At 73.6% G+C, this 21,571-nt stretch carries 18 protein-coding genes; 5 read left to right on the plus strand and 13 right to left on the minus strand.

What is annotated here, in order from left to right:
- Positions 1-451: 451 nt before the first annotated feature.
- Positions 452-1,672 (plus strand): serine/threonine-protein kinase, encoded by a 1,221-nt coding sequence (locus ACFYYR_RS08160; protein ID WP_388848352.1) that lies wholly within the window; start codon positions 452-454, stop codon positions 1,670-1,672.
- A gap of 156 nt (positions 1,673-1,828) precedes the next feature.
- Here ACFYYR_RS08160 and ACFYYR_RS08165 read toward each other — a convergent pair whose 3' ends face one another.
- The 9 genes from ACFYYR_RS08165 to ACFYYR_RS08205 all read right to left on the minus strand — a co-directional run bounded on the left by ACFYYR_RS08165 (position 1,829) and on the right by ACFYYR_RS08205 (position 14,672).
- Positions 1,829-2,647, minus strand: coding sequence for a TrmH family RNA methyltransferase (locus tag ACFYYR_RS08165; protein ID WP_388848355.1), 819 nt, complete (start codon positions 2,645-2,647; stop codon positions 1,829-1,831).
- Positions 2,648-2,692: 45 nt separating this feature from the next.
- Entirely contained in the window at positions 2,693-3,919 is a 1,227-nt protein-coding gene (cobA, locus tag ACFYYR_RS08170) for a uroporphyrinogen-III C-methyltransferase (protein WP_388848358.1), read from the minus strand.
- A gap of 188 nt (positions 3,920-4,107) precedes the next feature.
- Positions 4,108-8,163 (minus strand): nicotinate-nucleotide--dimethylbenzimidazole phosphoribosyltransferase, encoded by a 4,056-nt coding sequence (gene cobT, locus ACFYYR_RS08175; RefSeq protein ID WP_388848361.1) that lies wholly within the window; start codon positions 8,161-8,163, stop codon positions 4,108-4,110.
- A gap of 271 nt (positions 8,164-8,434) precedes the next feature.
- On the minus strand, positions 8,435-9,673 hold the full coding sequence (gene cbiE, locus ACFYYR_RS08180; RefSeq protein ID WP_388848364.1) for a precorrin-6y C5,15-methyltransferase (decarboxylating) subunit CbiE: 1,239 nt from the start codon (positions 9,671-9,673) through the stop codon (positions 8,435-8,437).
- A 183-nt stretch (positions 9,674-9,856) separates the two neighbouring features.
- Positions 9,857-10,504, minus strand: coding sequence for a GNAT family N-acetyltransferase (locus ACFYYR_RS08185; protein WP_388848367.1), 648 nt, complete (start codon positions 10,502-10,504; stop codon positions 9,857-9,859).
- A 442-nt stretch (positions 10,505-10,946) separates the two neighbouring features.
- On the minus strand, positions 10,947-11,777 hold the full coding sequence (locus tag ACFYYR_RS08190; protein WP_388848369.1) for a MetQ/NlpA family ABC transporter substrate-binding protein: 831 nt from the start codon (positions 11,775-11,777) through the stop codon (positions 10,947-10,949).
- 54 nt (positions 11,778-11,831) lie between these two features.
- Entirely contained in the window at positions 11,832-12,563 is a 732-nt protein-coding gene (locus ACFYYR_RS08195) for a methionine ABC transporter permease (RefSeq protein ID WP_388848372.1), read from the minus strand.
- Positions 12,560-13,621 (minus strand): methionine ABC transporter ATP-binding protein, encoded by a 1,062-nt coding sequence (locus ACFYYR_RS08200; protein ID WP_388848375.1) that lies wholly within the window; start codon positions 13,619-13,621, stop codon positions 12,560-12,562. Before ACFYYR_RS08200 ends, ACFYYR_RS08195 begins: the two co-directional genes overlap by 4 nt.
- A 403-nt stretch (positions 13,622-14,024) precedes the next feature.
- Positions 14,025-14,672: an HAD-IA family hydrolase gene (locus ACFYYR_RS08205; protein WP_388848378.1), complete on the minus strand. Its 648-nt coding sequence runs from the start codon at positions 14,670-14,672 to the stop codon at positions 14,025-14,027.
- Positions 14,673-14,805: 133 nt separating this feature from the next.
- Between ACFYYR_RS08205 and ACFYYR_RS08210 the strand changes: the two genes are divergently transcribed.
- Together ACFYYR_RS08210 and ACFYYR_RS08215 are read left to right on the plus strand one after the other, a co-directional pair.
- Positions 14,806-15,174 (plus strand): hypothetical protein, encoded by a 369-nt coding sequence (locus ACFYYR_RS08210; RefSeq protein ID WP_388848381.1) that lies wholly within the window; start codon positions 14,806-14,808, stop codon positions 15,172-15,174.
- Positions 15,175-15,391: 217 nt separating this feature from the next.
- Positions 15,392-15,751 carry a hypothetical protein gene (locus ACFYYR_RS08215; RefSeq protein WP_388849246.1) on the plus strand — a complete coding sequence of 120 codons (360 nt, stop codon included), beginning with the start codon at positions 15,392-15,394 and terminating at the stop codon, positions 15,749-15,751.
- Between the two features lie 30 nt (positions 15,752-15,781).
- Here ACFYYR_RS08215 and ACFYYR_RS08220 read toward each other — a convergent pair whose 3' ends face one another.
- The 3 genes from ACFYYR_RS08220 to ACFYYR_RS08230 all read right to left on the minus strand — a co-directional run bounded on the left by ACFYYR_RS08220 (position 15,782) and on the right by ACFYYR_RS08230 (position 18,517).
- Positions 15,782-16,300 (minus strand): GNAT family N-acetyltransferase, encoded by a 519-nt coding sequence (locus ACFYYR_RS08220; protein ID WP_388848384.1) that lies wholly within the window; start codon positions 16,298-16,300, stop codon positions 15,782-15,784.
- Positions 16,301-16,421: 121 nt separating this feature from the next.
- Positions 16,422-16,988: a sigma-70 family RNA polymerase sigma factor gene (locus ACFYYR_RS08225; protein WP_388848387.1), complete on the minus strand. Its 567-nt coding sequence runs from the start codon at positions 16,986-16,988 to the stop codon at positions 16,422-16,424.
- A 383-nt stretch (positions 16,989-17,371) separates the two neighbouring features.
- Positions 17,372-18,517, minus strand: coding sequence for a glycerophosphodiester phosphodiesterase (locus ACFYYR_RS08230; protein WP_388848390.1), 1,146 nt, complete (start codon positions 18,515-18,517; stop codon positions 17,372-17,374).
- A gap of 253 nt (positions 18,518-18,770) precedes the next feature.
- Here ACFYYR_RS08230 and ACFYYR_RS08235 point away from each other — a divergent pair, with 253 nt between their 5' ends.
- Entirely contained in the window at positions 18,771-19,439 is a 669-nt protein-coding gene (locus ACFYYR_RS08235) for a lysophospholipid acyltransferase family protein (protein ID WP_388848393.1), read from the plus strand.
- Between the two features lie 260 nt (positions 19,440-19,699).
- Here the strand turns inward: ACFYYR_RS08235 and ACFYYR_RS08240 are convergent, their stop codons facing one another.
- Positions 19,700-20,416, minus strand: a complete 717-nt coding sequence (locus ACFYYR_RS08240; RefSeq protein ID WP_388848396.1) for a GntR family transcriptional regulator — start codon at positions 20,414-20,416, stop codon at positions 19,700-19,702.
- A gap of 323 nt (positions 20,417-20,739) precedes the next feature.
- On the opposite strand from ACFYYR_RS08240, the gene ACFYYR_RS08245 reads away from it, so the two are divergent.
- Positions 20,740-21,534 carry a putative hydro-lyase gene (locus tag ACFYYR_RS08245; protein ID WP_388848399.1) on the plus strand — a complete coding sequence of 265 codons (795 nt, stop codon included), beginning with the start codon at positions 20,740-20,742 and terminating at the stop codon, positions 21,532-21,534.
- The last annotated feature ends 37 nt before the right edge of the window (positions 21,535-21,571 follow it).

Genomic DNA, 21,571 nt, shown 5'->3' on the forward strand with positions numbered 1-21,571 from the left:
GGCCGGGCCCGGTGTCTCCCGGACGGGTGGACGGGAGGTGACATCGCTCACGCGCCTCCTCCCCCGGCTGCGGCGCGCCCCGGCTGCCGCAGGCGCGTCGGTGGAGCCGTCCGCCACCCCTCCGGCGGCGGACTCGGGCCCCGGGACGCCGCCCGGCATGGGATCTTCACCGTCTCAACTGGCGTGCCACAAAAGGAAGTTGATCTTCCATGCGTTCCTGGCGGGGCCGCGCCGGGCCGTGTCCCGACCGGTCGTTCCGGGTTCCCGTCCGGTACTGACACTCCGTCTGACGACGCCTGCGCGGCCTATGAGCACACCGGGCCGTCAATCCGTAAGCTGTGCCACGTCAGACGGATGGGCAGCGGAGTGGGGCCTCCCCACCGGAGGTAGAGGTGGGGCCTCCCCACCGGAGGTAGGGGTGGGGCCTCCCCACCGGAGGTAGGGGACGGACATGGCGATGATGCGGCTCCGGCGCGAGGACCCGCGTGTCGTCGGCTCGTTCAGGCTGCACCGGCGGCTGGGTGCCGGCGGGATGGGCGTGGTGTACCTCGGCTCCGACCGGCGCGGTCAGCGGGTGGCGCTGAAGGTGATCCGGCCGGACCTGGCGGAGGATCAGGAGTTCCGGTCGCGGTTCGCCCGTGAGGTGTCGGCGGCCCGGCGCATCCGGGGCGGCTGCACCGCCCGGCTCGTGGCGGCCGACCTGGACGCCGACCGGCCCTGGTTCGCGACCCAGTACGTACCGGGCCCGTCGCTGCACGACAAGGTCGGCGAGGACGGTCCGCTCTCCGCCGCCCGGACCGCGTCCATCGGCGCCGCGCTGTCCGAGGGGCTGGTGGCGGTGCACGAGGCGGGAGTTGTCCACCGCGACCTCAAGCCGTCGAACATCCTGCTCTCCCCCAAGGGCCCCCGCATCATCGACTTCGGGATCGCCTGGGCGACCGGAGCCAGCACGCTCACCCATGTGGGCACCGCCGTCGGCTCCCCCGGCTTCCTCGCCCCGGAGCAGGTGCGGGGCGCGGCCGTCACCCCGGCCACCGATGTCTTCGCGCTGGGCGCGACGCTCGCGTACTGCGCGACCGCGGATTCGCCGTTCGGACAGGGCAGTTCGGAAGTGATGCTCTACCGGGTGGTGCACGAGGAGCCGCAGCTGCACGGTGTGCCGGACGCGCTCGCGCCGCTGATCCAGGCGTGCCTGGCGAAGAACCCGGAGGAGCGGCCGACCACGCTGCAGCTGTCGATGCGGCTCAAGGAGATCGCGACGCGCGAGGCCCACGGCCGGGATCCGGACCGGTCGCCGGTGGCCCTCGCCGACGACTACCCGCGGCAGCGCGCGGAGCGGCGCCCGGCGGTCGGGCAGGCCTCCCGTGACCGCTCCACGCGCCCCCTGCCGCCACGGACCGGGCCGAGCTCCGGGCCGCACTCGGGACCGCACTCCGGGCGGCGTACGCCGCCGCCGCGCAACGGGAGGCGCCCCAACGGCCGGAGGCCTGCGCGCCCCACCGGTCCGGGCCGCCGTCCCGGCCCGGACCGGCGGCTGCTGCGGCAGCGGCTCATCGTGTTCGTCACGGTGACCCTGCTGGTGGCGCTGGGCATCGCGGCGGCGCAGGGGTGCCAGGGTCCGGCGCGGAGCCTGGGGCTGATCGACCGGCCGGGGCAGAGCACCCTGCGCTGATCCGGGTGCGGTTGCGCGGCGCCTGCCGCCACGGGCGCCGATGCTGCCGACGCGTGCCGTCGGCCCGGCTCGGCGGTCCCCTCCGGGAGGGCGCCGCCACCGAGGTGACCACGGCGTCCGGCCGACAGGGGACACCGGGGGTGTCCCTGAGCCGTCTCAGTCCCGCGGCCGGCCGGTGGCGACGGCGTAGAACGCGACGGCCGCCGCGGCGCCCACATTGAGCGAGTCGACGCCGTGGGCCATCGGGATCCGGACCCATTCGTCCGCGGCGACCAGCGCCTGGGTGGACAGCCCGTCGCCCTCCGCGCCCAGCATCAGGGCCACCCGGTCCAGCCGGTGCGGAGCGGTCTCGTCGATGGCGGAGGCCTTCGGGTCCGGGGTCAGGGCGAGCAGGGAGTACCCGGCTTCGCGCACCGACTCCAGGCCGCGCGGCCAGTTCTCCAGCCGGGCGTAGGGGACGGAGAAGACGGCGCCCATCGAGACCTTGACCGACCGCCGGTAGAGCGGATCGGCGCAGTCCGGGGAGAGGAGCACCGCGTCCATCCCCAGTGCGGCGGCGCTGCGGAATATGGCCCCGATGTTGGTGTGGTCGTTGACGGATTCCAGCACGACGACCCGGCGGGCCCCGGCCAGCAGTTCGTCGGCGGTGGGCAGCGGCTTGCGCTGCATGGAGGCCAGCGCGCCGCGGTGCACGTGGTAGCCCGTGACCTGTTCGGCGAGTTCGGGGCTGACCGCGTAGACGGGCGCCGGGACCTCGTCGATCACATCCCGCATCACGTCGACCCACTTGGCCGACAGCAGCATGGAGCGCATCTCGTACCCGGCGTGGCGTGCGCGCCGGATCACCTTCTCGCCCTCCGCGATGAACAGGCCTTCCGCGGGCTCCCGCTTCCGCCGGAGTTCGACGTCCGTCAGGCCCGTGTAGTCGCGCAGCCGGGGATCGCCCGGGTCGTCGACCGTGATGAGATCAGCCACAGGGTGATCCTGCCTTGTCCCGACCGCGGTGCCAACGGTGGGGGGTCACCCGCGCCCGGCCGGGCCGACGCCGACGACATCGCCCACGACCACGACGGCCGGCGGCCGGATGCCCTCGGCCCGCACCTTCGCGGCGACGTCGGCCAGGGTGCCGTCCACCCGCCGCTGGGCGGCCGTGGTGCCCTCCTGGATGACGGCGACCGGGGTGTCCGCCGGCCGGCCGTGCTCGACGAGCGCGGCGGCGATGGACTCGATGCGTTCGACGGCCATCAGCAGCACCAGGGTGCCCCGCAGCCGGGCGAGGGCCTGCCAGTCGACGAGCGAGCGCGGGTCGTCCGGGGCGACGTGTCCGCTGGCCACGGTGAACTCGTGGGCCACACCCCGGTGCGTGACCGGGATCCCGGCGGCGGCGGGCACGCTGATGGAGCTGGAGATGCCCGGCACGACGGTGCACGGAATCCCGGCTTCCGCCAACGCCTCGGCCTCCTCCATGCCACGGCCGAAGACGAACGGGTCCCCGCCCTTCAGCCGGACGACGGCCTTCCCGGCCTTGGCGTGCTCGATGAGCGCGTTGTTGATGGCCTCCTGGGCCATGAACCGGCCGTACGGGATCTTCGCCGCGTCGATCACCTCGACGTGCGGCGGGAGTTCGTCGAGCAGGTCCCGCGGGCCCAGCCGGTCGGCGATCACCACGTCCGCCTCGGCGAGCAGCCGCCGTCCGCGCACGGTGATCAGGTCCGGGTCGCCGGGGCCGCCGCCGACGAGGGCGACGCCGGAGCTGTGCGCCCGGTGGTGCGGGGCGGCGAGCGTGCCGTCGCGCAGGCCCTCGACCACGGCGTCGCGCACCGCGGCCGACCGGCGCGGGTCGCGGCCGGTGAGCACCGCGACGGTCACGCCCTCGCTGCGGCCGGTGGCCGGGGTCCACGCCGTGGCGGCCTCGGCGTCGTCGCTGCGGACGCACCAGATGCGGCGGGCCTCCGCCTCGGCGGACGCCGTCGCGTTGGCCTCGGGGTCGTCGGTGGTGATCACCACGTACCAGGCCTCCGCGAGGTCGCCCTCCTGGTAGCGCCGCCGCTCCCAGCGCAGCTCACCGGCCTCGGCCATCGCCTCCACCGACGGGGTGGCGGACGGCGAGACCAGCAGCACGTCCGCTCCCGCGGCGAGCAGTCCCGGCAGCCGCCGCTGGGCCACCTCGCCGGCGCCGAGCACGACGACGCGGCGTCCGGCGAGACGCAGTCCGACTGGGTAGGCGGTGGCGGCGTTCTCGGTCATGGCGGTGGGGCTCCTCATGCGGGGAGAAGGGAGTGGTGCCGCTGCGACCCTGGAGCGGCGGAAAGGGGTGCCCTGCTGCGGACACCCTACGGGGCGACTCCGCCCGCGGCACAGGAGATCATCGCAGGCCCGGGGCCCGCGACGGCGGCGGGGGCGGCCCGGTGGCCGCTCCCCCGCCGCCGGTGCGGCTACGCCTTCTCCGTGACGCCGGCCGCGTCGAAGGTCGCCACCTCGTGCATCGCCCGTGCGGCGCTCTGCACCAGGGGCAGCGCCAGCAGCGCGCCCGTGCCCTCGCCCAGCCGCAGGTCGAGATCGACCAGCGGCCGCAGCCCGAGCTTGTTCAGCGCCGCGACATGGCCCGGCTCGGCGCTCCGGTGGCCGGCGATGCAGGCAGCCAGCACCTCCGGCGCGATCGCCCGGGCCAGCAGGGCCGCGGCCCCGGCGCTGACGCCGTCCAGGATGACGGGCGTACGCAGGGAGGCGGCGCCCAGCAGCAGGCCGACGAGCGCCGCGTGCTCCAGGCCACCGACCGCGGCCAGCACCCCGACCGGGTCGGACGGGTCCGGCTGGTGCAGTTCCAGGGCCCGCCGGACGACCTCGACCTTCCGGGCGTGCGTCTCGTCGTTGATGCCGGTGCCCCGGCCGGTGACCTCACCGGCATCCACACCGGTGTAGACGGAGATGAGCGCGGCGGAGACGGTGGTGTTCGCGATGCCCATCTCGCCGGTCAGCAGAGCCTTGTTGCCGGCCGCGACCAGGTCACGGGCGGTCTCGATGCCGACCTCCATGGCGCGCAGCACGTCCTCGCGGGACAGCGCCGGCCCGGCGGTGAAGTCGTCCGTACCGGCCCGCACCTTGCGCGGCAGCAGCCCCGGGGTCTTCGGCAGCTCGCCGGCGACGCCGACGTCCACCACGCACACCTCGGCCCCCACCTGGTTCGCGAAGGCGTTGCAGACGGCGCCTCCGCCCAGGAAGTTGGCGACCATCTGCGCGGTGACCTCCTGCGGCCACGGGGTGACGCCCTGGGCGTGCACGCCGTGGTCGCCCGCGAAGATCGCCACGGCCGCGGGCTCCGGGATCGGCGGCGGGCACTGCCGGGACAGGCCGCTGAGCTGCGCGGAGATGATCTCCAGCATGCCGAGGGCGCCCGCGGGCTTGGTCATCCGCTTCTGCCGCTCCCACGCCTCGCCCAGGGCCTTGGCGTCCAGCGGGCGGATGCCCTGCAGTGTCTCGGCAAGCAGGTCGTGCGGGTCCTCGCCGGGGAGGGCACGGCGGCCGTACGTCTCCTCGTGGACGACCCAGGACAGCGGGCGGCGCTTGGACCAGCCCGCCTGGAGCAGTTCGGGCTCGTCCGGGAACTCGTCGACGTAGCCGACGCACAGGTAGGCGACGACCTCCAGGTGCTCCGGGAGGCCGAGCGTCCGGACCATCTCCCGCTCGTCGAAGAAGCTCACCCAGCCCACGCCCAGGCCCTCGGCGCGTGCCGCGAGCCAGAGGTTCTCCACGGCCAGCGCGGAGGAGTACGGGGCCATCTGGGGCTGCGTGTGGCGGCCCAGGGTGTGGCGGCCGCCGCGGGTCGGGTCCGCGGTGACGACGATGTTGACCGGGGTCTCGAGGATCGCCTCGATCTTCAGTTCCTTGAACTGCTTCGCCCGCCCCTTGGGAAGGGACTTCGCATAGGCCTCCCGCTGGCGGACGGCCAGTTCGTGCATCGCCTGGCGGGTCTCGGCGGACCGGATGACCACGAAGTCCCAGGGCTGGGAGTGTCCGACGCTGGGCGCGGTGTGCGCGGCTTCGAGGACGCGCAGCAGGACGTCGTGCGGGACCGGGTCGGTGCGGAATCCGTTGCGGATGTCGCGGCGCTCGCGCATGACCCGGAGCACGGCCTCGCGCTCGGCCTCGTCGTATCCGGCCGCGGCGGTTCCGGGCATGACGGGGAGGTCGTCGGCGGCCTCCGGGTCGTCGCCGGGGCCTTCGGTCGCGCTCTCCGCCTCCGGTTCCGCGGCATCCGGCGCCGGTTCCGCGGAGTTCGCATCCGCTGCGCCGGAATCCGCCGCCGGGGCCGCGCCGTTCACGGGTGTTCCGGCGTCGTCGGCAGGTGTTCCGGCGTCGTCGGCCGCTGCGGCGTCGGTCGTGGCCGGGGCGCCGGCGGGCTGGTCGGCGGCCGGTTCGGCTGCCTGGGCCGGGTCCGCCGGGATCTGCTCCGTGGGCTGCTCCTCCTGGGCCGCGGCAGCGTCCGGTGCCTCGTCGGGATCCTGCTCCGCGGCGGCGTCCGGCACCGCCTCGGCGGCGGCCTGCTCGGTCTCGGCCTCGGGGGCGGGGGCCTGCTCGGTCTCGGCCTCGGAGGCAGGGGCCTGCTCGGTCTCGGCCTCGGGGGCAGGAGGCTGCTCAGTCTCGGCGCCCGCTTCGGTCCCGCCGACACCCTCCGGGCCGGCCTCGGCGCCCGGCGCTTCGGTCCCGCCAGCGCCCTCCGCGGCCTCCGGCGAGGTGCCCGCCGTGGCGTCCGCACCGGCCTCGGCCGTCTCCGGCTCCACCGCGGCTGCGGCGTCGGCGCCCGTGGCGGCGTCCGCCTCGGCCCCGGCATCCGCCTCGGGTGCGGGGTCCGCCGTGGGTGCGGGGTCCGTCCCGGGGCCGGACTGCGGCCGGACGAGCGCGTCGGCCAGCACGAATCCCTGTCCGACCGTTCCTTGTCCGGCCGTTCCCTGTCCGGCCGTGGCCAGGGCGTCGGCGGCGGCCTCGGGCGTCGCGTCCACCGGAGCCGGAGCGCCGTCGGGCTGCGCCTCGGCGTCGCCCTCGCCCACCGGTGCCTCCGGGGTCGCTTCGGCGTCCGGGGCCGTCGCCCCGGTGTCACCGCCGGAGGTCTCACCCTCCGGAACGGTCTCCTCCGCGCCGTCGGAGGACACGGCTGCTCCGGCACCGGCCGCCGCGGACTGCGGGTCGTCGGAGACCTCCGGGCCTGCCGGGTCCGCGGACTCCGCGCCGGGCAGCCCCACCTCCGGGGCCTCGGCCGCCGGGCTCTCCGCGGAGGGCTCGGCCGCGCCCGGAGCGGGCTGCTCACCGGACGGCGCGGGGCCCGCGGCGGGCTCGGCGGCGGGAGCCGCCGACGCGTCGGGCGCCGGGACGATACCGGGCGCCGCAAGGGCCTCGGCCGCTGTCGGGAGCTGCGCCCCGGTGCCGGGCTCCCCGGCCGCGGGGGCCGGACCGGCCGCGTCCACCGGGGTCCCGGCGGGCGGGGTGGCCGTGCCCGGCTGCGCCTCCGCCGTCACGGCGGCCTGTGCCGCACCGGCCTGCGGGGAGTCCGCTGCGGGGCCCTCCCACGGCGTGTGCTGCGAGGGGATCTCGCCCAGCTGCGGGCCGGGCAGTGATGCCGCGGGCTGCTCCGCGTAGAGCGGTACGGAGGGAGCGTCCTCGCGCGGGACGTCCAGGTACTCCGGCCCGACCGTGGCGGGCCCGGCCGTACGCGGCGCCGGCGCACCGGCCGGTCCGCGGTCGGCGAGGGAGCGGACGACCCCGCCGGAGGTCTCGGAGACCGGAGGCCCCATGTGGAGCGGCCGCCGGGAGGGCGTGGCCGGCGCCGTCGGGGCGGCGGAGGAGGCGGCGGAAGGGGCGGACTGCGGGGTGGTGGGGTGCGGGATCCGCACCGAGCCGTAGTCGACCGAGCCGGTGTCGCGGCCGCCGGTCTCGTGCGTGCCGGACCGGTCGGGAGCGGCCTCCGAGGGCTGCCCCGGCAGGCCGTGCGCCCCGGGCTGCGGGGGGATTCCGGACGCATGTATCGCGGGGTCGTACCCGCCCTGGTCCGGCATCCCGGCGCCGTGGTGGGGCTGCTGCGGCTGTGCCTGGTGCGGCAGGTGGACCTGCGGCGGCACCGGTCCGCCGAAGGACGGGTCGCCGTGCTGCGCCGGGTCCGCGTAGACCGAGTGCTCGGTCTGCACGGAGTGTTCGGCCTGCATGGAATGCCCGGTCTGCCCGGGATGAGGGGTGTGCGCGCTGTAGTCCGGCGCGCCCGGGTACGGGACCTGCGGCGGCTGGTCGCTCCAGGCGCCCTGCGCCCCGGGCATCAGCAGTTCGTCGTCCGCGCCGGTGCGGCCGGGGTAGGCGTACGCGCCGGAGCCCGGCATGGGGCCCGGCTGTTCCGACGGGCCGGCGCCCGCGGGGGCTGAGGGAGTCGCGTACTGCGGCATCTCCTGCTGTCCGCCTGCGTTCTCCGGCAGTCCCTCGCCCGGGACCTGGCCGGTGTCAGTCATGCGTACCCCTCGCCCATTGGTAGTGATCCTTCCCACCGCTCGTCCGGCGCGCCCGACCACGGCGCGGCGACCGCCCGTAGGGACAACGAGCGTATGCGCAGCGCGGCACGTCGCGCGTCCCCCGATCGTCGTACCCGCTCACCTCAAACCGGGGGTGTTTTCGGGACATTGGCGAACGAAGCACCGAACGCCGTGCGGCAGTACAACGGTCCGCCAGCCTACCTCGCGCGGGCAGGTCCACAGGTCAGGGGGCGGATGCCGGACGACCGGCTCAGAGCCGGGGAATGCGGTGGCCGCACAGCAGGAAGGCGACCGCGCGCTCCCGTTCGGACCACCCCGAGGGGCCCGACGTGTCCAACTCCACAGACTGGATCAGGGCGCATTCCACCGCGTATCCCGCATCGGAGAGCGCGCGGCCGATGGCCTCCGCGGCGTCCCGGGTCGGGGCGTGGGCGACGATCCGTTCCGGCCGCCGCGCGGCGCAGGCCGCGACGACGGGCGCTCCCCCGCCGCCGACCCGGACGACGTCCGGCTCGGGGAGGTCCTCCAGGATCTGCGGTGCCACGCCGTGCACGAGCTCGAGTTGGACGCCGAAGCGGCGGGCCACGGCGGCGGTGCGGCCGCAGGCGTCCGGGTCCCGGTCGACGGCGATGACGGCGGCGCCGAGGCGGGCGGCCTCGACGGCGGCCGCGCCGCTGCCCGACCCGATGTCCCAGACCAGATCGCCGACGCGGGGCCCGAGCCGCGCCAGTTGAGCGGCTCTGAGCTGCGGGGACTCCCCTTCGCCCAGCTCGACGGAGCCGTAGTCGTAGGAGGGCAGGGCCCAGCCGCGCACCGCGGGCGGGGGCACCGGGTCCCGCCCGGCTATCCAGCCGCCGCCCTGGGTGGCCGCGCCGGGCACGAGCCGGGAGCCGCCGATGGAGATGACGACGTTGGGGTCGCGCCAGGTGTGGTCGGGGACCTTGTCGGAGGTGAGGACGGTGACCTGTTCCCGGTCGGTGCCGAGTTCCTCGCAGATGACGAAGGTGCGGTGCACCCGGCCGAGCAGCAGGGCGAGTTCGGCGGGGCCGGCACCGGGTGAGGTGAGGACGGCGACCTTGGTGTGGGCCCGGCAGACGTTGACCGCGCGGCGCAGGTCCCGGCCGTGGGCGACGACCACCTGGGCGTCGTCCCAGGGCATGCCGGCCCGCGCGAAGGCGGCGGCCACGGAGGAGACGGCGGGGACGACCTCGACCTCGAGCCCGTACTCGGGGGCGCGCAGGGTGCGGACGACGCCGAAGAAGCCGGGGTCCCCGTCGGCGAGGACGACCGCGCTGCCCCGGTGGGCGGCGATCCGGCGGGCCGCGAGGCCGACACTGCCCAGCCGGATGCGTTCGGCCGTGGGCGGGACTTCCGGCAGCGCCAAGTGGTGGGCGGCGCCGGCCACCAGCGTGGCCGCGCCGAGCGCGGAGCGGGCAGCGGTGGTCAGCGGCGAGCCGTCCCATCCGATCACCGTGACCCGGTCGGACATCGTCGTCAGTCTCCTGGGAGGTCTCGGGGCGGTGCCCGCGGGGGTGCGAGCGGGGCGCCCGGGGTGTGGGGGTTCGCCCCGGGGCTGCACAGTACCGGGCAGGTCCGGGCCTGTGCGCTGCGGGTCTGCGGCCCGGCGCACGGGGCGGGCCCGCCGGCGGAGCCGCCGTGCGGGTCCGGGCGCTCAGTTCCAGTCGGGGTACGCGGGGTAGCCGCCGGTGTCCGCCAGGGTGCCCGAGAGGTCTTCCAGGTCCTCCGGCAGGAGGCTCCACACGATCAGGTCGGTGCGCATGTCCGTCCAGCTGCCGTCCGTGCCGTTCTCCACCTTGCTGCGGCATATACCCGCATTGCGCAGCACGCCCTCGCTGATGCAGCCGATCTTCTGGGCGACCTGCTGGGAGGCGGTGTTGTCGGCGGCGGTGCGCAGTTCCATCCGCTCGAACTTCTGGTCCCGGAACAGCCAGAGCGCGACGGCCTGCATCGACTCGCAGGCGTAGCCCTCGCCGCGCGCCCAGGGGGCGGTGATGTAGCCGGCCTCGGTGGACAGGCAGTGCCAGTCGGTGTTCCGCAGGTTCACGGTGCCGACGAGCCGCTGGGTGAGGAACTCGGTGACGGCGAAGACGACACCGCGGCCCTCGGTGCGCTGGGCGGGGGCGAGGCGGGTGGCCCAGTCGCGGGCGTCGGCGGCGGTGTACGGCTGGGGAACGGGCGTCCAGGCGGTCACCAGTTCGTCGTTCATCATGTCCGTGAGCGCGGGCACGTCCGCTTCCTCGAACGGGCGCAGCACCAGCCGTTCGGTGCTGATGGTGATGTCCGGGAAGGTGGATGTCATGCGCCGCTCCGTAGCCAGGGACCTGCCAGAAAGCCCAGCATGCAGCATCGGCCTGCGAAAACGCAGCCTGGGGGGTCATCTCGCAGGGTGGGAACGGGAGATGACGGAGCGCCGGGAGTGACCGAAAGCGATGGTTCCGCACCCCGCCCGGGGGTGCGGAACCATCGCCTCACCGTTCGAACGCCCGCCGTGTCCGGGGACCGGGGCGCGGTGTCCGTATCCGGTCCGATGCCCTGGCGTCACCTCGGTGTTCGGCAACGACCGGACGTTCCGGTTCGGCCGGGTGCCGGCCGGCGCCGACCAGCCCGGGGCGCCGGGCCGGGCCTGCGGCTTCCGGTACCGGCGGTCCCCCGGGGCCCGTACGGAGAACCGGCGGGGCCGGGTGCGGAATCCCTCGGGGACGCCGGCACCCGGCCCCGGCGGGGTCCGGTCGGACGGGGAATCAGAACGACGCGGTGACGGAGCCGTCGTACTTGTCCTCGATGAACTTCTTGACCTCGGGGCTGGTGAGGAGCTTGGCGAGCTTCTTCACCCGCGGGTCCTTCTCGTTGCCCTTCTTCACGGCCAGGAAGTTGCCGTAGGGGTTGTTCTTGGGCGACTCCAGGACCAACGCGTCCTTCGCCGGCTTGAGCTTCGCGTCGATGGCGTAGTTGCCGTTGATCACCGAGGCGTCGACATCGTCGAGGGAACGGGGCAGCTGGGCGGCCTCCAGCTCCTTGAACTTCAGCTTCTTGGGGTTCTTCGCGATGTCCTGCGGGGTGGCCTCGTTGCCGGCGCCCTTCTTGAGCTGGATGATGCCGTTGGCGTCCAGCAGCTTCAGCGCGCGGGCCTCGTTGACGGTGTCGTTGGGTATCGCGACGGTGGCGCCGCTCCGCAGGCCGTCGGCCTTCTTCACCTTGTGCGAGTAGAGGCCCAGGGGCTCCAGGTGCACGGTGACGACGGGCACGATGGTGGTGCCCTTCTTCTTGTTGAAGTCGTCGAGGTAGGGCTGGTTCTGGAAGTAGTTGGCGTCGACCGAGCCGTCCTGGGTGGCGGTGTTCGGCGTCACGTAGTCGGTGAAGGGCTGCACCTCGAGTTCGAGGTTCGCCTTCTTCGCCAGGTGGGTCTTCACGTAGTCCAGGATCTCCGCGTGCGGGACCTGGCTCGCGGCGACCTTGAGCGGGGCGTTCGCGTCGGCCTTGGCGGAGCCGGATCCGGTTCCGCAGGCGGAGAGCCCCAGGGTGAGGGCTCCCGCGGCGAGGACGGACGTTGCGATCTTGGCAGTGTTACGCACGAAAAGTGCCTTTCTCCATGGGTGGTACGCCCTGCTGGGGGTGGTGCAGGGAGATCAGGGGTTGATGGTCGTCGCGCCCGGCGCGGGGCGGCTGAGGATCCGCCACCGGGCGGCAGCCGACACGGAACGGCCGCGCTTGGACAGGCGGCGGGCGGCCAGGTCACCGGTCAGCTGGACCGCGGTCACGATCACGACCAGCACGCCGACGGTGATGAGCATCAGGTCCGTCTCGAACCGCTGGTAGCCGTAGCGGATGGCCACGTCGCCCAGGCCGCCGGCGCCGACGGCCCCGGCCATCGCCGAGTAACCGATGAGGGCGATGACGGTGGTGGTGAGCCCGGCGACGACGGAGGGCAGCGACTCCGGCAGCAGGACCTTGCGGACGACGGTCCAGGTGCTGCCGCCCATCGCCTGGACGGCCTCGACCAGCCCGTGGTCGACCTCGCGCACGGAGGTCTCGACGAGCCGCGCGAAGAACGGGATCGCCCCCACGGCGAGGGAGACGATCGCCGCCTCCGGGCCGATGGTGGTGCCGACGATCGAGCGGGTGAAGGGGATCAGCGCGACCATGAGGATGATGAACGGCAGCGAGCGGCCGATGTTCACGACCACGCCGACGACCTTGTTCACCACGATGTTCTGCAGCAGTCCGCCGCGGTCGGTCAGGACCAGCAGCACGCCGAGCGGCAGCCCGCCGACGACCGCGAGCAGGGTGGACCAGCCGACCATGTAGAGGGTGTCCCAACAGGCCTGCGACAGCAGGGGCTGCATCTCCGACCAGGTCACTTGGCGCCCTCCTTGGCGAGCTCGACGGCGGCCTCGGGGCCCGCGACGTCCACTTGCAGTCCGTGTTCGCGCAGGAAGCCGATCGGGACGACGTTCTCCTCGAAGCGCCCGGGCAGTTCGATGCGCATCCGGCCGATCTGCCGGCCGCCGACGGTGTCCATGGCGGCACCGAGGATGGAGATGTCGACGTTGTAGGTGCGCGAGAGCTGGGAGATCACCGGCTGGGTGGCGGCCTCGCCGTGGAAGGTGAGGTCGACGACCGTGCGGTCCGGGCCGGAGGCCTCACCGCCGACGGGGAACAGCTCGTCCGCCAGCTCGGAGCCGGGGGTGGCGAGGATGTCGGAAACGGTGCCGGACTCCACGATCCGGCCGCCCTTCATCAGCGCGGCGGAGTCGCAGACCGACTTGATGACGTCCATCTCGTGCGTGATGAGCAGCACGGTGAGGCCGAGCTGCCGGTTGAGGTCGCGCAGCAGCTGGAGGATGGAGCGGGTGGTCTCGGGGTCGAGCGCCGAGGTGGCCTCGTCGGAGAGCAGCACCTTCGGGTCGCCGGCCAGGGCGCGGGCGATGCCGACGCGCTGCTTCTGGCCGCCGGAGAGCTGCGCCGGGTAGGCCTTGGCCTTCTCGGCGAGGCCGACCAGGTCGAGCAGTTCCAGGGCCTTGCGGACACGCTCCCGCCCGGAGACGCCGAGGATCTCCAGCGGCAGTTCCACGTTGTCCTGCACGGTGCGCGAGGACAGCAGGTTGAAGTGCTGGAAGACCATGCCGATGTGGCTGCGCGCCTGGCGCAGTGCGGCGCCCGCGCGGCGGCCGCCGGGGAGGATCCCGGGGCCGCGGCCGGTGAGTGCGGTGAGGTCCTGGCCGTCCACGGTGACCGTGCCGGAGCTGGGGCGCTCCAGCAGGTTCACGCAGCGGATGAGGGTCGACTTGCCGGCGCCGCTCCGGCCCACGACGCCGTACACCTCGCCCTCGCGGACGTGCAGGTCGACGCCGTCCAGGGCGGTGACCTCACGGCCTCGTGAGCGGTAGACCTTGGTCAGGCCCGTTGTGGTGATCACAGGGGATTTCCATTGCTTCGAGTGCACGGCGGGATCGCCGCCGGGCACGGGGGCATTCGTCTCGGGGCGCGCCACGGTGCGGGGGGTGGTCCGGACGGGCCGGACGGAACGTGACGCGGGAGGACCCGGTCCGCAGCGTCAGTGCGTGCGGAGCAGCGGGGCTTTCTCCTGCCGGATCGGGCAGGGGGAAGCGGTCTCGCTTCGGGGCGCGAGGCTCAGGCGGGGGCCCTCAGCGGTCACACATTCGACACAGGCAACGAGCACCGGGCGTCGTCATCGCCTCGGTCGCAGGGGTGCGGCAGCTCGTCGTGGTCATGCGGGCCAGTAAAGCAGACACGTGTGCGGGCCGATCAAATGCGTCCACATGGCGGACGTATTTGATCACCATTTGAAAAGCCGCAGCTCAGAGGCGTACGGAGAGCTCGATTCCGGAGTCCGCGGGACGTGCGGTCACCGCGGAGAGGTCGGTGACGAGCGTGTCCGCGCGCAGTTCCGCGGGCTCGTGGGTGGTGGCCAGCGCCACGGTGTGCATCCCGGCGGCGCGGCCCGCGGCCAGCCCGGCCGGAGCGTCCTCGAAGACGACGCAGCGCTCCGGCGCGGCACCCAGCTTCCCCGCGGCGAGCAGGAACGGCTCCGGGTCCGGCTTCCCGCGGGTGATGTCGTCGGCGGCGACGAGCAGCGGCGGACGGATCCCGGCCTCGGACAGCCGCGCCTCGGCGAGCCGACGGGTGGCGGAGGTCACGACGGCCCAGCCGCCGTCGGGCAGCGAGGAGAGCAGGTCCCGGGTGCCGGGGAGGATCACGACGCCGCCGCGCGCGTCCTCGACCTCCAGCTGCTCGATCCGGGCCAGGGCCCCGGGGATCCGCTCCGCGGGCAGCAGATCGGCGATGATCTCGGCCGCGGGGCGGCCGTGCAGCGGAATCCGGGCGAACTCCTCGGCGGATATGCCGTGCTCCCCCGCCCAGCGGGTCCAGCACCGCAGCACCGACTCCATCGAGGAGATCAGGGTTCCGTCCATGTCGAACAGCAGCGCGTCAGCGGAGATCTTCATGGGGCGGGAGCCTACGTTCCGGTCCCGGGGGCGCGCGCAGCCGGGCGTTTCGGGCGCATTAGAGTCGTCCCATGCTTGTCAACCGCTTGACCGCGCGCGCCCGGGGGCCGCGCCCCTCCACGGTGAGGTCCCGGTGATCGACGCGCTGACGATCGTGGTCGGTGCGACCGCGCTCGCCCTCGCCGCGTGGTGCGGATTCGCCTTCCACCGTGACCAGCCGACCAAGGACTGGCACTTCATCGGCATGGCCGTGGTGACCCTGCTCGTCGTCGTCCAGCTCGCCGTCGGTCTCGTGCGGTTGGCCGGCGGGGAGAAGCCGCACGAGGGCACGGCCATCTTCGTCGCGTATCTGCTGGGCGCGGCCGCCGCCGTGCCCGCGGCCGGATTCCTCTCGCTGTCCGAACGGACCCGGTGGGGGTCGGCGACCGTGTCGGCCGGTGCCGTGGTCCTGGCCGTGCTCGAGGTGCGGCTGTTCGACATCTGGGGAGGCTCCGGTGCCTGAGTCCGCCGCATCACACGAGTCCACCGCCGCACCGGAGTCCACCACCGCACGCGAGTCCGCCGCTTCCCGGGAACCCGCCGCTTCCCGGGAGCCCACTGCGGCGCCGGAGTCCGCGACCGCGCCGGAGTCCGTCGCCGGCCCCCGCGGCCCGGCGGACAGCACGCCGGAGCCGGCCTCCGGTGCCCGCGCCGGGCGCCTCGGTGAGGGACCCGGCCGGCTGCTGGTGCTGCTCTACGGCGTCTTCACGGTGGGAGCCACGTCCCGTTCCGTGGTCCAGATGCTCATGAAGTTCGACGAGGCGCCGCTGGCGTACGTGCTCTCGGCCGTCGCCGCGCTCGTCTACGCGTTCATCCTGATCTCACTGGTCCGGGGCGGTGAGCGGGCCCGCCGGCTGGCGATGGTGTGCTGTGCCGCCGAGCTGATCGGCGTCCTCACCGTGGGCACCTGGACCCTGGCCGAGCCGTCCGCCTTCCCGGACGCCACCGTCTGGTCCGACTACGGCATGGGCTATCTCTTCCTGCCGCTCGTGCTGCCGGTGACCGGACTGCTCTGGCTGCGCCGGGCCCGCCGGGCGTGACCGCCCGACGGGCCCGGGCCGCAGGAACGCTCAGGCGCTGGCGACGAAGTCCGGCACCACGTCCTTCTCCGGGGTGACCGTCTTCTCCAGGGTGACCATGCTCAGCTTCCGGGAGATCTGCTCGGTGGAGACGGGCGCGTAGCCGCAGCGGCGGTAGAGCCGCAGATTCCCCTCGCTGCGGTGGCCGGTGAGGAGCCGGTACCGCTTGGCCTCCAGCTCCCCGGACAGCCGCTGCTCGATCGCCCGGAGCAGCCGCCCGCCCAGACCGTGGCGCTGCATCCGCGGATGCACGATCAGATGGGCGATGCCCGCCGTGCCGTCCCCGTCGACGGTGCCGCGCACCGAGCCGACGACCTCCTCGCCGAGCCGGGCCACGAGCACGCAGCCCCGGCCCAGTTCGGCGCGCAGGGCGTCCAGGGACTGGGTCAGGGGTTCGAGGGTGTAATCGCCGTAGAGTGCCGCCTCGCTCTGGTAGCAGAGGTACTGGAGCTTGAGAATCTGCTCGGCGTCGTGCTCGGTCGCCGCAGAGATGGTCACGCTCATGCCCATGTGCGCATGCCTCCCCTAGTCGGTCCGTCCGGGCGCGATGAGGGTGGTTGGCCGCGCCCGGGCCGTGGGCCCTTCCGTGGAGCCGCCGTGGGGTGCACGCCGCCTCCGTGGCGCCGGTCGGCTAACGCTCCTTTCCCCGAAGTTCGGGAGCCGCAACCTCCGCCAGGAGCATTCTGCGCAAACATCCAAGGCAACGGGAACGCGCCGGCCCCAAACTCCCTTGTGAGATACCCAACTCACCTGCGACTTCGCGGTACGTGGGGTCTTTCGGCGACAACATCGCAGTCAGCAACCCTGGGCAGCGCCCGGGCAGCCGGGCCACGGCCGTCCGCACCGCCCGGCATGTCTCGGCCACCAGCACCCGGTCCTCGACCCCGGGGGACGGGTCCGCCGCCCGGTCCACGGCGGGCCCGCCGGTGCCGGCGGGCCGGTGTCCGGCGGGGGCGGCCGGCCCGTACGGCACCTCGTACAGCGCCCCTCGCCGGGCGCGCCGCACCTCGGTGCGCACGGCGGCCCGCAGCCAGGCCGCCGGAGCGGCGGGCGGACCGGCCTCGCGGCTGCGCTCCAGCAGCCGCAGCCAGACGCTCTGTTCGAGATCCGCCGGCTCGACTCCGGTGCCGTACGCCTCGGCCGCGGCCTCGGCGGCGAGCAGCGGGCGCAGGGCGGTGAGCAGATCGCTGGATGTCATACCGGGCGGGACATCCGGGGCGTGCGCGCCGGTTTCACCGCGCGGCCCGGCTCACCCGTCCGTGTCAGGGCCGGCGTCGTACGCGGGGGCTTCCGGGCACGGTCGCGTTCCGGCGGGGGCGGGCCGTTCCGGGAGAAGCCGGAGGAGGCACACCGCCACCGGGCACCCGGGACCGTGCGGTCCGCGGGCGCCCGGTGGCGGTGGTGTCCGGCGTCGAGCGATGGGTGTCCGGCGTCGGCCGGTGACGTCCGGCGCGGGCGGGTGACACCCGGCAGCGTGCCGGGAGCCGGGAGCCGGGGGCGCCGCCGGCCCGGTGTCCGACAGCGCCCCGCGGTGCCCTGCCCTGCCCTTAGGCGTGCCCCTCCGCCGGTACCGCCCTCGGGTCAGTTCTTGCCGAGGAAGGCCTCCCGGGCGAGCAGCGCCGTGTCGCAGTTGTCGGAGAAGATGCCGTCGATACCGGTCTCGAAGTACCGCTTGAACGCCCCGAACGCGTCACCGTAGGCGTTCGGGTCCGTGCCGCGCCGGAAGTCGGCGGGCAGGAAGCTGTTCTCGTTGCGCATGGTGTACGGGTGCAGCAGCAGCCCGGCCGCGTGCGCGTCCTTGACCAGCGTCGTCTCCGTGCCGAGGTTGCCCTTGGCGTCCTGAGGAATGATCAGGTTCAGCCAGGGGCCGATGCCGTCGGTGAAGCCGGCCATCCACTTCAGGCCCTCGGGCTTGACCAGGTCGGCGACGGTGCGGGGGTCGCCCGCCTCGACGAAGTCGTACGGCCGGGTGTCCGCGGCGTCCAGCAGCACGATGCTCGGGGTGGACACCAGCTTGCGCAGCCGCTGGATGCTGCTCGGCTCGAAGGACTGCAGGAAGGTCGGCGAGTCCTTGCGGTGCCGCCCGTGCGCCCGGAGCAGCTTGGCGAGCCGCTCCTCCAGGCCGAGGCCCAGCTTCCGGAAGTAGGTGGGGTGCTTGGTCTCGACGTAGAGCCACACCGGCCGGCCGCGGCGCCGCCCCTGCTCGTCGGCCCAGCGGAGGACCTCCTGGAAGGTCGGCACGGCCCAGCGCCCGTCGTAGAGGGTGTTGTGCTGGCGCGTCTTGGGGATGCGCTCCTTGGCGCGCAGGGTCTTCAGCTCGGCGAGGGTGAAGTCCTCGGTGAACCACCCGGTGAGGCTCTTGCCGTCGACCTTCTTGGTCGTCTTGCGCGAGGCGAACTCGGGGTGGTCGGCGACATCCGTGGTGGCGGTGATGTCGTTCTCGTGCCGGCAGACGAGGTGCCCGTCCTTGGTGGGCACCAGGTCCTGCTCGATGATGTCCGCCCCCAGGTCCAGCGCGAGCTGGTACGAGCCGAGGGTGTGCTCCGGACGGTAGCCGCTGGCGCCCCGGTGGCCGATGACCGTGGGCACCGGGAGACCGCGGACGCCGCGGTCCGACGTCCGTCCGTCGGCCGCGGCGGTCCCGGCTCCGCCGAGAACGGCCGCTCCCGCGCCGAGGGCCGCGACCCCCAGGAGGGCGCGGCGCCCCGGCTGCATCTCCTGCTGCATGAGCACTCCTCGATGTGATCGGCTGCGATCAAGTCCTTACGAAAAAACTTCGGATGATCGTATGCGGCACCGCACTTCGCAGGGGAGTCACCCCGCAGAACGCAGGAGTAACAGACGTCAACAACACGTATCAGTCGGGTGAACCCGACGTGCGATCGTGGTTGACCCGCGAGTATCGTCCTCACCTGCGCACTCGTACGGTGGACTGGTTCCCCGTGGGTGCACCAGCCGACCACCACGACCGGAGGGCCCGTTGTCCCGCATCATGCTCAAGGCGTTTCTCGGATTGCTCATGCGCGTCCTGTTCCGCCCGAAGGTCGAGGGCATGGAGCACATCCCGGAGTCGGGTCCGGTGATCCTCGCCGGCAACCACGTCACCTTCATCGACTCCATGTTCCTGGCCCTCACCGTGAAGCGGCAGGTCTTCTTCATCGGCAAGGACGAGTACGTCACGGGCAAGGGCATCAAGGGCCGGCTGATGGCGTGGTTCTTCACCACCTCCGGCATGATCCCGGTCGACCGGGACGGCGGGCACGGCGGTGTCGCGGCACTGATGACCGGCCGCCGGGTGCTGGAGGAGGGCAAGGTCTTCGGCATCTACCCGGAGGGCACCCGCTCCCCCGACGGCCGCCTGTACCGCGGCCGGACGGGCGTCTCCCGGCTGGCGCTGATGACCGGTGCCCCGGTGGTCCCGTTCGCGATGATCGGCATGGACAAGGTGCAGCCCGGCGGCAAGGGCCTGCCCCGGATCAGCCCGGTGACCGTCCGCTTCGGCGAGCCGCTGGACTTCTCCCGCTACGACGGCATGGACCGCGACCGCTATGTGCTGCGGGCGGTGACCGACGAGGTGATGAGCGAGGTCATGCGGCTGTCGGGCCAGGAGTACGTGGACATCTACGCCACCAAGGCGAAGGCGGCGTAGCTTCCGCGCGGCGGCCGGAGCGCCGACGGCCCGTCAGGGCCCGCCCCGTGCTCCCCGCCACGGTCCTGCTGATACCTCACGAGGCCCCCGCCCGAGGCGGGGGCCTCGTCGTATACCGGCCCGCTCGTGTACCCGCCCGCTCGTGTACCGGCCCGCTCGTGTACCGGCCCTCGTCGCACACCGGACCGGGCCCGCACCTCGCCGCCCGGCGCACCGGGGGAACGCGGTGTCCCGCAGACGGCCGGGCCCCTGGCCGGTCGCTACTCCTCGGCGCCCTTGCGGGTGCCGGCGATGCGCTGCGCGTAGTGCTGCACGATCTGGGTCTCCGCGTCCTGCAGATACGCGGCCAGCAGCTGCTCCGCCTTGACCGGGTTGCCGGTGCGGAGGGCACCGAGGATCTGCCGGTTGCGTGCCAGGTACGGCTCGTGGAAGCTGCGCTGGTTGTCCATCATGTGGAAGACCAGGCGCAGTTCGGCCAGGATGCCCTGCATCAGCTCGTCGGTGCGCGGGCTGTTGGCGAGGGCCACCAGGTCGCGGTGGAAGTGGATGTTGGCGGTGCCCAGGTCGAGCCAGGAACCCGCCTCGGCGGCGCGCTCCCCCTCGTGGACGGCGGCCTCGGCCGGCTTGAGCTGGTACGGCGGGGCGCCCAGGTTCCGGATCACCGCGCACTCCACGAGCGTGCGCACCCGGAAGATGTCGACGACTTCCTTGACCGCCGGGATCCGGACGAAGACACCCCGGTTGAGTTCATGGGTGAGCAGCCGCTCGTGGGTGAGCAGCCGGAACGCCTCGCGGAGGGTGTTGCGGGAGATGCCGAGGGCTCCGCCGATGGCCTCCTCGGAGAGCTTGCTGCCCGGTGGCAGAAAACCTTCGGCGATCCGCGTCCGCAGGATGTCCGCCACGCGTTCGGCGGTGCTGGTGCGGCCCAGCAGGGCACGGTCACCGGCGAGCGCCGCCGGATCGACCTCGGTTCCCACGGTCTGTTCCTCTCGGAGAGGGCCCATTCGTCACCGGTGCGGTCCATACCGCTCCGCTGCGCATTCTAGGTGGCCCGAGTGAGAACAAGGCAACAGACTTCTTGTCGGATCGTTCAACGATAACTAGCATGAGAAGCGGCTGCCGGCCCCGGCGGCATCCCCACGTCGCGCCCGGCCCGGGCCGGTGCCCCGCGAGCCGGTGCGGCCCGGCGGACGGGCCGGACCGGGCCCACCTCGGACCGCACCGCTGGCCGGCGGCGGTACCCCGGGCAGCAGCCGTGTCCTTCCGAGAGGACGTGCCCTTCCGAGAGGAGAGGAACGCGATGACCGCCACCGCCGCCCCCGGAGCACTCACGCCGGAACGGGCCCGCGCCCTCTTCCGGGACGGCACGGCCGCGCCCACCACGGGCTGGTCGGCCGGGTACACGCAGGTCAACCTGGTCTCCCTCCCCCAGGACTGGGCGTACGAGTTCCTGCTGTTCTGCCAGCGCAACCCCACCGCCTGCCCGGTCCTCGACGTCACGGACCCGGGAGGCCACTCCACGCCGCTCGCGCCCGGGGCCGACCTCCGCACCGATCTGCCGCGCTACCGCGTCTGGGAGCACGGCGAACTCGTCGACGAGCCGGACCGGGTCGTGGGCCGGTGGCGGCCGGACCTGGTCACCTTCCTCATCGGGTGCAGCTTCACCTTCGAGTCGGCGCTGGCCGAGGCAGGGGTGCCGCTACGCCATGTGGAGCAGGGGCGGAACGTCCCGATGTTCCGGACCACGGTGGAGTGCCGTCCGGCGGGGCGGCTGCGCGGGCCGATGGTGGTCAGCATGCGGCCGGTGCCCGCGGACCTGGTGGACACCGCGGTCCGCGCGACCGCGCTGATGCCGGGGGTGCACGGCGCCCCGGTGCACACCGGCGACCCGGCGGCCCTGGGCATCGACGCCCTGGACCGGCCGCACTTCGGCGACCCGGTCGCCCCCGCGCCGGGCGACGTCCCGGTCTTCTGGGGCTGCGGGGTCACTCCGCAGGCCGTACTGATGGCCTCCCGCCCGCCGTTCGCCATCACCCACGCACCCGGGTACATGTTCATCACCGACGCACGGGACACGGACTACCGCATAGCGTGACCGGTCGTGAGGACCGGTCCGAGACCATCGGGAGAAC

Origin of the sequence: Streptomyces sp. NPDC001922, assembly GCF_042891165.1 — a bacterium.
In the GTDB taxonomy this organism is placed as follows: Bacteria; Actinomycetota; Actinomycetes; order Streptomycetales; family Streptomycetaceae; genus Streptomyces.

What these genes read in the sequence shown, in the direction of transcription:
- ACFYYR_RS08220 (WP_388848384.1), bottom strand. Translation starts at nt 16,300, where the DNA reads ATGGGCATGAGCGTGACCATCTCTGCGGCGACCGAGCACGACGCCGAG.
- cbiE (WP_388848364.1), bottom strand. Translation starts at nt 9,673, where the DNA reads ATGTCCGACCGGGTCACGGTGATCGGATGGGACGGCTCGCCGCTGACC.
- ACFYYR_RS08205 (WP_388848378.1), bottom strand. Translation starts at nt 14,672, where the DNA reads ATGAAGATCTCCGCTGACGCGCTGCTGTTCGACATGGACGGAACCCTG.
- cobA (WP_388848358.1), bottom strand. Translation starts at nt 3,919, where the DNA reads ATGACCGAGAACGCCGCCACCGCCTACCCAGTCGGACTGCGTCTCGCC.
- ACFYYR_RS08160 (WP_388848352.1), top strand. Translation starts at nt 452, where the DNA reads ATGGCGATGATGCGGCTCCGGCGCGAGGACCCGCGTGTCGTCGGCTCG.
- ACFYYR_RS08185 (WP_388848367.1), bottom strand. Translation starts at nt 10,504, where the DNA reads ATGACATCCACCTTCCCGGACATCACCATCAGCACCGAACGGCTGGTG.
- ACFYYR_RS08225 (WP_388848387.1), bottom strand. Translation starts at nt 16,988, where the DNA reads ATGACATCCAGCGATCTGCTCACCGCCCTGCGCCCGCTGCTCGCCGCC.
- cobT (WP_388848361.1), bottom strand. Translation starts at nt 8,163, where the DNA reads ATGACTGACACCGGCCAGGTCCCGGGCGAGGGACTGCCGGAGAACGCA.
- ACFYYR_RS08245 (WP_388848399.1), top strand. Translation starts at nt 20,740, where the DNA reads ATGACCGCCACCGCCGCCCCCGGAGCACTCACGCCGGAACGGGCCCGC.
- ACFYYR_RS08230 (WP_388848390.1), bottom strand. Translation starts at nt 18,517, where the DNA reads ATGCAGCAGGAGATGCAGCCGGGGCGCCGCGCCCTCCTGGGGGTCGCG.